Annotated in this window: 9 protein-coding genes; 4 read left to right on the plus strand and 5 right to left on the minus strand. The window is 70.7% G+C overall.

Features of this window, described 5'->3' with window-relative positions:
* Nucleotides 1–38 precede the first annotated feature (38 nt).
* On the plus strand, nucleotides 39–2,468 hold the full coding sequence (locus KVT45_RS25865; protein WP_217551353.1) for a transglycosylase domain-containing protein: 2,430 nt from the start codon (nucleotides 39–41) through the stop codon (nucleotides 2,466–2,468).
* 188 nt (nucleotides 2,469–2,656) lie between these two features.
* On the opposite strand, the gene KVT45_RS25870 is transcribed toward KVT45_RS25865, so the two are convergent.
* The 3 genes from KVT45_RS25870 to KVT45_RS25880 all read right to left on the minus strand — a co-directional run bounded on the left by KVT45_RS25870 (nucleotide 2,657) and on the right by KVT45_RS25880 (nucleotide 7,238).
* Nucleotides 2,657–4,750: a SpoIIE family protein phosphatase gene (locus KVT45_RS25870; RefSeq protein ID WP_217551355.1), complete on the minus strand. Its 2,094-nt coding sequence runs from the start codon at nucleotides 4,748–4,750 to the stop codon at nucleotides 2,657–2,659.
* A 304-nt stretch (nucleotides 4,751–5,054) separates the two neighbouring features.
* The gene (locus KVT45_RS25875; RefSeq protein ID WP_254647369.1) at nucleotides 5,055–5,738 is read right to left on the minus strand and encodes a DUF402 domain-containing protein; all 684 of its coding nucleotides are present in this window, start codon (nucleotides 5,736–5,738) and stop codon (nucleotides 5,055–5,057) included.
* 114 nt (nucleotides 5,739–5,852) lie between these two features.
* On the minus strand, nucleotides 5,853–7,238 hold the full coding sequence (locus KVT45_RS25880) for an aspartate ammonia-lyase (RefSeq protein ID WP_217551359.1): 1,386 nt from the start codon (nucleotides 7,236–7,238) through the stop codon (nucleotides 5,853–5,855).
* A 183-nt stretch (nucleotides 7,239–7,421) separates the two neighbouring features.
* Between KVT45_RS25880 and KVT45_RS25885 the strand changes: the two genes are divergently transcribed.
* Nucleotides 7,422–7,787 carry a hypothetical protein gene (locus tag KVT45_RS25885; RefSeq protein WP_217551360.1) on the plus strand — a complete coding sequence of 122 codons (366 nt, stop codon included), beginning with the start codon at nucleotides 7,422–7,424 and terminating at the stop codon, nucleotides 7,785–7,787.
* Between the two features lie 354 nt (nucleotides 7,788–8,141).
* Here KVT45_RS25885 and KVT45_RS25890 read toward each other — a convergent pair whose 3' ends face one another.
* Nucleotides 8,142–9,812, minus strand: coding sequence for a fumarate hydratase (locus KVT45_RS25890; protein ID WP_217551362.1), 1,671 nt, complete (start codon nucleotides 9,810–9,812; stop codon nucleotides 8,142–8,144).
* Between the two features lie 180 nt (nucleotides 9,813–9,992).
* Between KVT45_RS25890 and KVT45_RS25895 the strand changes: the two genes are divergently transcribed.
* Together KVT45_RS25895 and KVT45_RS25900 are read left to right on the plus strand one after the other, a co-directional pair.
* Complete coding sequence (locus KVT45_RS25895; RefSeq protein ID WP_217551364.1) at nucleotides 9,993–10,694, plus strand: DUF1707 domain-containing protein; 702 nt, start codon at nucleotides 9,993–9,995, stop codon at nucleotides 10,692–10,694.
* 153 nt (nucleotides 10,695–10,847) lie between these two features.
* Nucleotides 10,848–11,231 carry a WhiB family transcriptional regulator gene (locus KVT45_RS25900; protein WP_217551366.1) on the plus strand — a complete coding sequence of 128 codons (384 nt, stop codon included), beginning with the start codon at nucleotides 10,848–10,850 and terminating at the stop codon, nucleotides 11,229–11,231.
* A gap of 281 nt (nucleotides 11,232–11,512) precedes the next feature.
* On the opposite strand, the gene glpX is transcribed toward KVT45_RS25900, so the two are convergent.
* Nucleotides 11,513–12,550: a class II fructose-bisphosphatase gene (gene glpX, locus KVT45_RS25905; RefSeq protein ID WP_217551368.1), complete on the minus strand. Its 1,038-nt coding sequence runs from the start codon at nucleotides 12,548–12,550 to the stop codon at nucleotides 11,513–11,515.
* Nucleotides 12,551–12,600: the final 50 nt, after the last annotated feature.

Consider the following 12,600-nt stretch of genomic DNA (forward strand, 5'->3'; position numbering starts at 1 on the left):
ACGTGTGACAGCCGAGACGAAGCGGAGCAGACGGACTCATGGGACGAGCGGACGAGAGAAGAGCGCGACAGCGTGGTGGCCGCCGCGCCGCGCCCCGGAACCGCACGTCCGAGCAGGCCGAGCCCGAGATCACGGCGGAGGGCGGGACCACGACGGTGGTCGAGTCACCGGCCGCCGAGGGCGCCGAGGGCGGCACCCGCGCGGAGCGCCGCCGGGCCGCCGCCAAGAAGCCCGGCAAGCCCGGGAAGCCCGGTGCGCCGGGCAAGCCCGCGAAGGGCCGCATACGCAGGCTGTTCACCTGGAAGAAGATGCTCGGCGCCTTCTTCACCGTCTGTCTGCTGGGCATCGGCGCGTTCATCGCGCTGTACATGATGGTGAGCGTCCCCGAGGGCAACGCGCTCGCACAGACGCAGAGCAACGTCTACAAGTACAGCGACGGCTCGGTCCTCGCCCGCAAGGGCACCGTCAACCGCGAGATCGTGGACCTCTCCAAGGTCCCGAAGGACGTCCAGCACACCTTCGTCGCCGCGGAGAACAAGACCTTCTACACCGACTCGGGCATCGACCTCAGGGGCATGGCCCGCGGCCTCTACAACACGGCGATGGGCCGCGGCACCCAGGGCGGCTCGACGATCACCCAGCAGTACGTCAAGAACTACTACCTCAGCCAGGACCAGACCGTCACGCGCAAGCTGAAGGAACTGGTCATCTCGCTGAAGGTGGACCGCGAGAAGTCCAAGGACGAGATCCTCGCGGGCTACATCAACACCAGCTACTACGGCCGCGGCGCCTACGGCATCCAGGCCGCCGCCCAGGCCTACTACCGAGTCGACGCCGAGAAGCTCTCGGTCCAGCAGGGCGCCTATCTGGCCGCGCTGCTCCAGGCGCCGAGCCAGTACGACTGGGCGGTGGCGGGCCCCGTCGGCAAGAAGCTGGTGCAGGAACGCTGGAACTACGTCCTGGACAACATGGTCGGCCAGAAGTGGCTGGACAAGACCAAGCGTGACGGCATGAAGTTCCCGATCCCCAAGGCACCGAAGGCCGCCTCCGGCCTGGAGGGCCAGAAGGGCTATCTGGTCGAACTGGCCAACACCCAGCTGGAGAACCAGCTGATGAAGTCGCAGGGCAACATCTCCCGGTCCGAGGCGGAGGCCCAGGTCGTCGACCAGGGCTGGACGATCACCCTGAACATCGACCCGAAGAGGCAGACCAAGCTGGAGGCGGCCGTCAAGAGCCAGCTCACCAGCAAGCTGGACGGCAAGAAGCGCAAGGTCGACAAGAACGTCCAGGCCGGCGCCGTCTCCGTCGACCCCAAGACCGGGAAGATCCTCGCCCTCTACGGCGGCGTGGACTACTACAAGCACTACACCGACAACGCCACCCGCGCCGACTACCAGCCGGCGTCCACCTTCAAGCCGATCATCCTCGCCGCCGCGCTGGACCAGGACGCCAAGACGCAGAGCGGCAAGGACATCAACGCCAACACGATCTACGACGGCACCAGCGGCCGTGCGGTCAAGGGCAGCGACATCGCCTTCTCACCGCCGAACGAGGACGACGCCGACTACGGCAACATCACGGTGCAGACGGCGATGAACAAGTCCGTGAACTCGGTGTTCGCGCAGATGGGCGTCGACGTCGGCATGAAGAACGTGCTGAAGACCGCCGACGACCTCGGTCTGGACACCGAGAGCCTCCAGGCGGTGCCCGCGATGACCCTGGGCAGCATGGGCGCGAGCCCGCTGGAGATGGCCTCGGTGTACGCCACGCTCGACAACCACGGGCAGAAGGTCACCCCGACCATCCTCGCGTCGGCGGAGAAGACCGGCCGCAAGGTCGACCTGCCGGACCCGATCGGCGAGCAGGTGATCAGCCGTGAGGCGGCCGACCAGGTGACGTCGGTGCTGACCGGTGTGGTCGACGACGGTACGGCCAAGGTGTCGGTGGCCCAGAACCCGCTGCGCAAGGGGCAGCAGGTGGCCGGCAAGACGGGTACGTCCGACAGCAACAAGTCGGCCTGGTTCACGGGGTACACGCCCGACCTGGTCACGTCGGTGGGCCTGTTCGGCGAGGACGCCAAGACCCACAACCAGGTGTCCCTCACCGGCGCCACGGGCCTGATCCCCGGCACCGGCCGTATCAACGGTGGCGGTTACCCCGCGCAGATCTGGGCGGCGTACACCTTCGGCGTCACGAAGAAGGCCAAGTTCGACCTGAACACCGATCTGGGCGCGGCCGTCCAGCCGACAGAGTCGCCTACCCCCAGCTTGACCCCGTCCGAGACGCCCTCGGAGACCCCGAGCTCGACCCCGACGAAGTCCGCGACCCCGTCCCAGACGCCGTCCCAGACCCCGAGCTCGACCCCGACGAAGTCCCCGACCCCGACGACCAGCGCCCCGTCGACCCCGGCGGAGAGCCCGACGGACGGCACCACGGACAACCCGCTGGACCCGGCGGACGACCAGTAACGGAAGGGCCCGCCCCGGCACGTAGCCGGGTGCGGGCCCATCGCGGCCGCTCGCGCAGCTCCCCGCGCCCCTCACGGGGCCCTTGGAAGGGGCGCTGACAACAGCGCCCCTTCAGGGGCGCGGGGAACTGCGCGAACGGCCCCCACCGGCCCGCAGCTCCCCGGCGACCTCAAGCAGCCCCTTCGGCGCTACCTGTTCAGCTCGAACCAGACGACCTTCCCGGTGCTCAACCGGGTCGCCCCCCACCGCCGCGCCAGCCGGTTCACCAGGTACAGCCCCCGGCCGCCCTCGTCCGTCGCCCGCGCCTGCCGCAGCCGCGGCAGCTGGGGCACGTCGTCGCCGACCTCGCACCGCAGCACATCCGTCCGCAGCAACCGCAACGTCACCGGCCGCGACGCGTACCGCACCGCGTTCGTGACGACCTCGCTGACCAACAGCTCGACGGAGTCGGTGAGTTCCTCAAGCCCCCAGCGGGCCAGGGCCCGGCGCGCCAGCCGCCGGGCGCGCCCCGGCGCCGCGTCCTCCGGCTCCAGGAACCAGTACGCCACATCGCTCGGCGCGATCCCGTCGAACCGGGCCGCGAGCAGCGCGATGTCGTCGTCGCGGTCACCCGGCCCGAGCATGTCGAGCACCTCGTCGCACAGCGCCTCAAGCGGCGGGGGATGGTCCGGCCCGGTCAGCTGCGCGGTCGCGGCGAGCTTCTCGCGCAGCTGCTCTATGCCGGTCCACACGTCCCGCAGCCGGGACTCCACCAGCCCGTCGGTGTACAGCAGCAGCGTCGCCCCGGCCGGCGCGTCCAGCTCCACCGCCTCGAAGTCGACCCCGCCGACGCCGATCGGCGCCCCGGCCGGCACCCGCAGCACCTCGGCATGGCCGCCCAGGTGCAGCAGCACCGGCGGCGGATGGCCGGCGTTGGCGATGGTGATGCGATGCGAGACCGGGTCGTAGACGGCGTACAGGCAGGTCGCCATCCGGTCGGAGCCGAGCCGCTGGGCCTGCTCGTCGAGATGGTGCAGGACCTCCTGCGGCGGCAGATCCAGCCCCGCCAGCGTCTGGGCCGTGGTCCGCAGCTGGCCCATGATCGCCGCCGAGGTCATCGAGTGCCCCATGACGTCGCCCACGACCAGCGCCACCCGGCTCCCCGGCAGCGGGATCGCGTCGTACCAGTCGCCGCCCACCCGGGCGGTCTCGGCGGCCGGGAGGTAGCGGGACGCCAGCCGCACGCCCGTCGCGCTCGGCAGGTTCTCCGGCAGCATGGTCCGCTGCAGCTCGTCGGCGATGTAGGCCTCCCGGCCGTACAGCACCGCCTTGTCGATGCCGAGCGCGCTGTGCGTGGCCAGCTGGGCGGCGACCAGCAGGTCGTCGGCCTCGAACGCCAGCCGCTCCGGGCGGCGCAGGAACAGGGCCGCGCCGATCACCCGGCGCCGGCCGCGCAGCGGGGCGAGGATCGCGTGCCGGGCGCCGGGTACGAGGGACTCGTTGTCCTCGCCGAGGAGTTCGGGGAGGGCGGCACGGGCGGCGGGCGAGTCGGCGAACACCGGTCGTACGCCCCGCAGCACCTCGTTCAGCGCACCGCCCGGCCTTACTTCGCACAGCTCCGCGGTGAGCGCGGCCAGGCCGATGTCGGCCGGATCCGGCTCCGGGACCGGCACCGGCAGGAAGCCGCCGTCGGTGTCCCGCTCCTCCGGGATCCGGTCGGTGCGGCGCAGCCGCAGCACCACCGGGCCCACGGGCCGCTCGTCACCGACCGGCAGCGGGTCGCGCAGATAGACCAGGATCGCGTCCGAGAAGGTCGGCACGGTCGCCCGGCACAGCCCCATCACGATCTCGTCCAGGTCGATGCCCCGGGCGATCCGGCGGGTCGCGGCACCCACGAAGCGCAGCCGGTCGCCGTCCCGTCGCATCGGCATCGGCCGGCCGGGCGGCAGCCCGCGTCCGGTACGGCGCTCCTGGGAGCTCACCGCCCGCTCCGGCTCGGCGCCGGGCTGTGGCGGGATGCCCTCCGGGGTGGGGCGCGGCCGGTGCGGATCGGGCTCAGCGCTGGTGGGCTGGGCGTGCTCGGGGCCGTTGACGGAGTGCTCCTTGGACGTGCTGGTACCGGGACCGGAGGGCGTCTCGCCCGCGCGGGCCTGTGCCGGTAAGGCGGTGCCGCCGCGCGGGCAGGGCTGCGGTTGTCCCTGTGCCTGCACCTGCGGCTGCGGGGAACGCAGGAGCGCCCCGCGGGCCTCCGCGGGGTCGACGCCCGGCTGTGGGCGCTCGTAGGAGGTGGGGTGCTCCGTCACGCGTGTCGAATCCGTCCGTCCGGGGCTGCGCGCCGGGCGCGCAGGTGGTCCCGCCGAAGTGCCGATACCCGGATTACGTGTCCCAGGAACGGAATTTCGGCGTGGCTGGAGGCTGTTCCTGTGCCACCGGCGAACGATCTGCGGCCCGCGCACCGCTCGCCGGTGTTGCCCTCGTACCCCTCGCTCACGTCCTGCCGCCCCTCGGTGACGTTCGGTCAAGCCCGGCGCATGCTCCGGGAGTTGTGCTCACGTTTCCTTGCGGAGGACGATCCTACGGTTGTGGACCGGGGGCGCATCAAGGGTCTCATGAGGACACGTGCGCGGGCGTACGGTCCCAGTCCTCCGGCAGTGACGGTACCGCCCAGGACGGGTCCGGGCGCCAGTGCTGCCAGCCGTCCGAGAAGGGCGCCTCCCAGGCCTCGACGGCGGCCACCGCGGCCCCGCCCGCCGTCCGCACGTCCGCGGCCGTCTCCGCGTCCATCAGGCCGTCCCGCTGGGCCTGCGCGAACTCGTCCTCGTCGAGCCAGCGCCAACTGCGGTCCGGGTGCACGGAGATGTCCAGAAAGTAGTCCTCGGAGTCCACTCCGCCGCCCCAACGGACCAGCGGCTGCTCAAGGTTGACGTACCAGTTCTTGAACTGCCAGCCCCGCTCCCAGAACAGCCACACCGACCAGGGCTGACCGGGCCGGGCCAGCTTCAGCACGCCCGTGCCGAGCCAGTGGCCGTGCGCGACCGCCCGCGGCTTGGTGTACCGGGACTCCAGCGGCTCCTCGCGCACCGACGTGCCGTCGGCGAGCACGGGCTTGACGCACTCGGTGCCGGGGGCCAGCCAGACGGCGAGCAGCTCCTCGTCGTCCCGGACGACGGTGACGGGGCGCGCGATGTGGAAGCCGTCCCCGGCGTTCTCCCGGTACCGCCACAGGATCTGGCTCCCCGGAGTCCAGAAACCGGACCCGTCACCGGTCGCACCGCCCGTTTCCCCGCGCATCACGCGTCTCACCGCTCCACCGTCTGCCATGCACAGATATTAGGTGCCGTAGGCATACGACGCTGCGGCGGACGTCACGGTTCTGGCCGGGCGGCGCGAAACGTTCGCACCCGGTTACGGCCGTGTCATCCGCAGGACATCAAGCGCCTCGTCCAGCTGCTCGACGGTCAGATCGCCCCGCTCGACGTACCCGCCCTCAAGGACGACCTGGCGGATCGTCTTCCGCTCGGCCAGCGCCTTCTTGGCGACCTTGGCGGCCTCCTCGTACCCGATGTACTTGTTGAGCGGCGTGACCACGGACGGCGACGACTCGGCGTACTCCCGCGCCCGCTCCCGGTGCGCGGTGATCCCGTCCACGGTCCGGTCGGCGAGCAGCCGCGAGACGTTGGCCAGCAGCCGGACGGACTCCAGCACGTTCTTCCCGATGACCGGAAGCATCACGTTGAGCTCGAAGTTCCCGGCCGCGCCGGCCACGGCGATCGTCTGGTCGTTCCCGATGACCTGAGCGGCCACCATCAACACGGCTTCCGGAATGACCGGGTTGACCTTCCCCGGCATGATCGAGGACCCCGGCTGCAGATCCGGCAGCGAGATCTCGGCCAGCCCGGTCCGCGGCCCCGAGGACATCCACCGCAGGTCATTGGCGATCTTCGTCAGCCCGACGGCGACGGTCCGCAGCTGCCCGCTGGTCTCCACGATCCCGTCCCGGGCGCCCTGCGCCTCGAAGTGGTTCCGTGCCTCCGTGAACGGCAGCCCGGTGACCCGGGCGACCTCCTCGATCACCGCGGCGGAGAACCCGGGCGGCGTGTTGATCCCGGTGCCCACCGCCGTCCCCCCGAGCGGCAGCTCCGCGAGCCGGGGCAGCGAGGCCCGCAGCCGCTCGACGCCGTACCGCACCTGCGCCGCGTACCCGCCGAACTCCTGCCCCAGGGTCACCGGCGTCGCGTCCATCAAATGCGTCCGCCCGGACTTCACCACATCGGCGAACTCCTCGGACTTCCTGGTCAGGGAGTCGGCGAGATGGTCGAGCGCCGGAATCAGGTCCCGGGTGACGGCGGCGGTGGCGGCGATGTGGATGGACGACGGGAACACGTCGTTGGAGGACTGCGAGGCGTTCACATGGTCGTTGGGATGGACGTCCCGCCCCAGCCGCTCGGTCGCCAGCGTCGCGATGACCTCGTTGGTGTTCATGTTCGACGAGGTGCCGGACCCGGTCTGGAACACGTCGATGGGGAAGTGCTCGTCCCACATCCCCTCGGCGACCTCCTCGGCCGCCTCCTGGACCGCCTGGGCGATGTCCTTGTCGACCACCCCCAGCTCTGCGTTCACCTTGGCCGCGGCGCCCTTGATCCGGGCCAGCGCCTCGATGTGCGCGCGCTCGATCCGCTGACCGGAGACGGGGAAGTTCTCGACGGCCCGCTGGGTCTGGGCCCGCCACTTGGCGTGGGCGGGGACCCGGACCTCGCCCATGGAGTCGTGTTCGATGCGGTAGTCGCTCATGCCCTTGTCAGCGATCGGGGAGCGGCGGTTGTTCCGGCCTGCTGCATTGGCACCACCGACGTCACCGGGTCGGGGGACTGCACCCCCGGCCACCGAGCCAGACATCACGGATAAATGTGACTATCGGCCCAAGGTGACAGGGCGATTCCCCGCCGTCACCACGGCTGGCAGGAGGACCAACCGATGAACTTCACTCCAAAGGGTCTGCTCGGCGCCGTCGCGGCGGTGTCCATAGGCGCGGCGACCCTGCTGGGCGCGGGAGCCGGCACCGCCGGTGCGGCCGGCCGCGCCCACTGCGACCGTGCCGAACGGCCCGTCTGGAGCGGCGATCCCAGCCGCAACATCACCGCCCACGGCTGCACCCTGCCGTCCGGCGAGCGCCGCTGGTACCGCATCGAGGTCGACGACCTGGTGGAGCCCCACCACAAGACGGAGTACCTGAACGGCCCGGTCGACCGCACCGAGAAGCTGCACGACAGAACCATCAGGTGCATGGGCTACACAGCCGACGGCAACACGGTGAACTGGTTCGGCTGCATGCCCCACTGACACCCACGGCCCCGTCCGGCGAGCACGGACGAGGGCTGGTCCGCACGCCCTCCAGCCCGTCTGGAGTGTGGGCGAGGGCCGGGCCGCACCCCCGCCCTCTCGGCCCGTCCGGCGCTTGAGGACGAGACCCGGTCCGCACCCCTCTCTCAGCCCGTCCGGCGTGTGCGGACGAGACCCGGTCCGCACCCCCACTCTCCAGCCCGTCCGGCGTTTGAGGACGAGGCCGTTCAGGCCGAAGCGGGGGTCCGGGGGCGGCAGCCCCCGGAACGGGCGGTCGAAGGGGGCCCACCCCCTGGAGGACGGGACGGGTAGGGGCGGCGGGGGCGACATCCGTCCCCCGCCGCGCCGGACGCCCTAGGCCAGCCCGGGGCCCCGGACCGGAATCGAGGTGAACGTCGGAGCCGGGGCGGGGTCCTGGAAGAAGTCGTTGCCCTTGTCGTCGACGACGATGAACGCGGGGAAGTCCTCGACCTCGATCTTCCAGACCGCCTCCATACCGAGCTCCTCGTACTCGACGACCTCGACCTTCTTGATGCAGTCCTGGGCGAGGCGGGCGGCCGGCCCGCCGATGGAGCCGAGGTAGAAGCCGCCGTGCGCGTCGCACGCGTCGGTGACCTGCTTGCTGCGGTTGCCCTTGGCGAGCATCACCTTGGAGCCGCCGGCGGCCTGGAACTGCTCGACGTAGGAGTCCATCCGGCCGGCCGTCGTCGGCCCGAAGGAACCGGAGGCGTAGCCCTCGGGCGTCTTGGCCGGACCGGCGTAGTACACCGGGTGGTCCTTCAGGTACTGCGGCATCTCCTCGCCCGCGTCCAGCCGCTCCTTGATCTTGGCGTGCGCGATGTCCCGGGCCACCACCAGCGGACCGGTGAGGGAGAGCCGGGTCTTGACCGGGTACTTGGTCAGCTCCGCGAGGATCGTGTCCATCGGCTGGTTCAGGTCGATCTTCACCACGTCCGACGAGTCGTCGAGATGCTCGTCGGTGGTCTCCGGGAGGAAACGGGCCGGGTCCGTCTCCAGCTGCTCCAGGAAGACGCCCTCGGCGGTGATCTTCGCGACGGCCTGGCGGTCCGCGGAGCAGGACACGGCGATGGCGACCGGGCAGGACGCGCCGTGCCGCGGCAGCCGCACCACGCGCACGTCGTGGCAGAAGTACTTGCCGCCGAACTGTGCGCCGATCCCGATCTTCTGCGTCAGCTCGAAGACCTTCTGCTCCAGGTCCTTGTCCCGGAAACCGTGCCCCAGCTCCGAGCCCTCGGCCGGGATCTCGTCGAGGTAGTGCGCGGAGGCGTACTTGGCGGTCTTCAGCGCGTACTCGGCGCTCGTGCCACCCACCACGATCGCCAGGTGGTACGGCGGGCACGCCGCCGTACCGAGCGAACGGATCTTCGCCTCCAGGAACTTCATCATGGAGGCCTCGTTGAGGACCGCCTTCGTCTCCTGGTACAGGAACGACTTGTTGGCGGAGCCGCCGCCCTTCGCCATGAAGAGGAACTTGTAGGCGCCGCCGTCGGTGGCGTACAACTCGACCTGGGCCGGCAGGTTCGACCCGGTGTTCTTCTCCTCCCACATGGTGAGCGGAGCCATCTGGGAGTAGCGCAGGTTGAGGTTCAGATAGGCGTCGTAGATGCCGCGGCTCAGCGCCGCCTCGTCGCCGCCCTCGGTCAGCACGTTCTGCCCGCGCTTGCCCATCACGATGGCCGTGCCGGTGTCCTGGCACATGGGCAGCACGCCGGCCGCCGCGATGTTCGCGTTCTTCAGCAGGTCGAGCGCGACGAACTTGTCGTTGCCCGACGCTTCCGGGTCGTCGATGATCCGGCGGAGCTGGGCGAGGTGTGCGGGACGCAGGTAGTGCTGGATGTCGTGGATGGCCTCCTCGGCCAGCTTGCGCAGCGCCTCGGGCTCCACCTTGAGGAACGTCCGCCCGTCCGGTCCCTCGACGGTGGACACACCCTCCGAGGTCACCAGCCGGTACGGGGTGGTGTCCTCGCCCTGGGGGAGTAGATCGGTATACGCGAACTCAGGCATCTCAGCCCATTCCTCACTCTGACGGACGGCCGCCCGCCGACGCTGGCGGGCGCAACCAGCGTAGAACCTGCCACTGACGGGGAGCCTGTGAGGTAAGGCTCAGTTCGGGGATCGTACGGGTTTTCCACAGGTGGCGATGAGGGGTAGTCGCGATCTATCGCGTTTCGGTACCCTGCTGCCGTGGACCTTCAGAAGCAGCCCCCTCGTGAGCCCGCCGGAGCGCCGGTCGCCGAGTTGCGCGCCTCGGACGCCGACCGTGACCGCGTCGCCGACATCCTGCGGGAGGCCCTCGCCGAGGGGCGCCTGACCGCCGACGAGCACGCCGAGCGCGTGGAGGGGGTGCTGAACGCCAAGACGGTGGGTGAGCTGGAGGTCTTCATACGGGACCTGCCCGCGGCCCACGCCGGCCCGGCCGCCCCGGCCTACACGCCGGTGCCGCCCCGGCCGACGCCCGGCGCGATCCCCGTCGAGGCGGACAGCAACGTGGTGGCGGTCTTCAGCAGCGCCCGCCGCCGGGGCCGCTGGCGGGCGGGCCGCCGGCTGCACGCCTACGCGGTCTTCGGTTCCATCGAGCTCGACCTCACCGAGGCGATCTTCGAGTACCAGCAGGTCGTCATCAAGGCGGTCTCGGTCTTCGGCGACGTCCAGATCCGCGTCCCGGAGAACGTGTCGCTGCGCGGCACCGGCGGCGGTGTGCTGGGCAACTTCGAGGCGGACACACTGGATTCGGTCGACTCCGACGCGCCGGTCGTCTATGTCGACGGATGGGCCGTCCTCGGCAACGTGGAGGCGCGGCCGAAGCGCGGAAAGCTCATAGAGGACATCCTGGACCGGGTTCAGGACAAGGTCGACAGGAAGTTGCGCAAACACCTGGACCGTTGACGGTCGCGAATCACTCCCGGCCCGGCGGCCTCAGGGGTCGTGAACAAGCCGCCGTACTACGGCTGTTGAGGACGCTGTGCATAGGCCCGCGCACAGCGGGTAGGCCTTGCTGCATCGTCTCTCGCTCGCGAAGCCGTCGTCAGGAGTAGACCCGTGCTGCAACCGCCGCATTCGTCCCTGCAGGTAGCTGCCGTTCCGGCCCAGCGGGTGCCTGTGCGGGACAGGGACCAAGACGCCCCCTGGCACACCGAGGCGGTGTGCCGGCGCGACGAGGCAGGCCTGTTCTTCGCACCCTCCAAGGAACCCACCGCTGCCCGGCTGTCGCGGGAGGAGGCGGCCAAGCGGGTCTGTGCCCGCTGTCCGGTGATGGTCGAGTGCCGCGAACACGCGCTGCTCCAGCCCGAGCCCTACGGCGTCTGGGGCGGCCTCACCGCCGCCGAACGCCGCGTGGTCCTGGCCCGCCGCAGGCGCCGCGACATGGAACTGAAGAAGGCGGCGAGGGCGGCAGCGACAAACCGCATAGCGCAGGCAGGCTGACAAAAAGGCGCCCTCTCCGCACCGAGGGCGCCTTTTGCCAGCGCCCCGCAAGAGGCGCGAGGCTGTGCCGATTCGCGCCTGCCGCCGCCTCGCAGCGTGCCGCTGGCGCAACCCCCTGGGGGCGCGGGGCTGTGCCGATTCGCGCCTGCCGCCGCGTGGCCGCGCCTGCCGGCGCCTCGCAGCGTGCCGCTGGCGCAACCCCCTAGGGGCGCGGGGAACTGCGCGACCAGCCACAGCGCACCTGTGGCCGCGTACGGTCGGCAGCTCCCTCTCCGTAGGCGTTACTTCGGCCTGTCGAAGTCGACCCTGCTGTACGCCCGCAGCTTGCGCAGCCGGTGCTCGGAGTCGATCCGCCGCACCGTCCCCGACTTCGACCGCATCACGATCGACTCGGTCAGCGCGGTCTCCGACCGATACCGCACGCCCCGCAGCAGCTCCCCGTCGGTGATGCCGGTGGCGACGAAGAACACGTTCTCCCCGGTCACCAGGTCCTCCGTCGTCAGGACCCGGTCCAGGTCGTGCCCGGCATCGATGGCCCGCTGCCGCTCCTCGTCGTCCTTGGGCCACAGCTTGCCCTGGATGGTCCCGCCCAGGCACTTGACCGCGCACGCCGAGATGATGCCCTCGGGCGTGCCGCCGATCCCGAGCAGCATGTCGACGCCCGTGCCCTCGCGCAGCGCGTAGACCGACCCGGCGACGTCACCGTCGGAGATCAGCTTGATGCGCGCGCCGGCCTCCCGGATCTCCTTGATGATCCCTTCGTGCCGCGGCCGGTCGAGGATGACGACGGTCACGTCCTCCGGCGTGGCCCGCTTCGCCTTGGCGACCCGCCGGATGTTGACGGACACGGGCGCGTTGATGTCGACGAAGTCCGCCGCCTCCGGGCCCGTGACCAGCTTGTCCATGTAGAAGACGGCGGACGGGTCGAACATGGCCCCGCGCTCGGCCGCGGCCAGCACGGCGATCGCGTTGGGCATGCCCTTCGCGGTCAGCGTCGTCCCGTCGATCGGGTCGACGGCGATGTCGACCTCGGGCCCGGTGCCGTCACCGATGCGCTCTCCGTTGAAGAGCATCGGGGCCTCGTCCTTCTCGCCCTCGCCGATGACGACCACGCCGTTCATCGACACGGTGGAGACGAGGGTCCGCATGGCGCGCACCGCGGCGCCGTCGGCGCCGTTCTTGTCGCCGCGGCCGACCCAGCGTCCCGCGGCCATCGCGGCGGCCTCGGTCACCCGGACGAGCTCCAGGGCGAGGTTGCGGTCGGGGGCCTCGGAGGGAACATCGAGTTCGGACGGCAGATGATGATGATTCTCGGTCATCGGTACGCACCTTTCTGATACGACGACGGCCGGATGAGGGTTTCCCGTCG

Origin of the sequence: Streptomyces sp. GbtcB6 (assembly GCF_019091475.1) — a bacterium.
Classification (GTDB): domain Bacteria; phylum Actinomycetota; class Actinomycetes; order Streptomycetales; family Streptomycetaceae; genus Streptomyces; species Streptomyces hyaluromycini.

What these genes read in the sequence shown, in the direction of transcription:
- KVT45_RS25865 (WP_217551353.1), top strand. Translation starts at nt 39, where the DNA reads ATGGGACGAGCGGACGAGAGAAGAGCGCGACAGCGTGGTGGCCGCCGC.
- KVT45_RS25875 (WP_254647369.1), bottom strand. Translation starts at nt 5,738, where the DNA reads ATGCGCGGGGAAACGGGCGGTGCGACCGGTGACGGGTCCGGTTTCTGG.
- KVT45_RS25880 (WP_217551359.1), bottom strand. Translation starts at nt 7,238, where the DNA reads ATGAGCGACTACCGCATCGAACACGACTCCATGGGCGAGGTCCGGGTC.
- KVT45_RS25885 (WP_217551360.1), top strand. Translation starts at nt 7,422, where the DNA reads ATGAACTTCACTCCAAAGGGTCTGCTCGGCGCCGTCGCGGCGGTGTCC.
- KVT45_RS25890 (WP_217551362.1), bottom strand. Translation starts at nt 9,812, where the DNA reads ATGCCTGAGTTCGCGTATACCGATCTACTCCCCCAGGGCGAGGACACC.
- glpX (WP_217551368.1), bottom strand. Translation starts at nt 12,550, where the DNA reads ATGACCGAGAATCATCATCATCTGCCGTCCGAACTCGATGTTCCCTCC.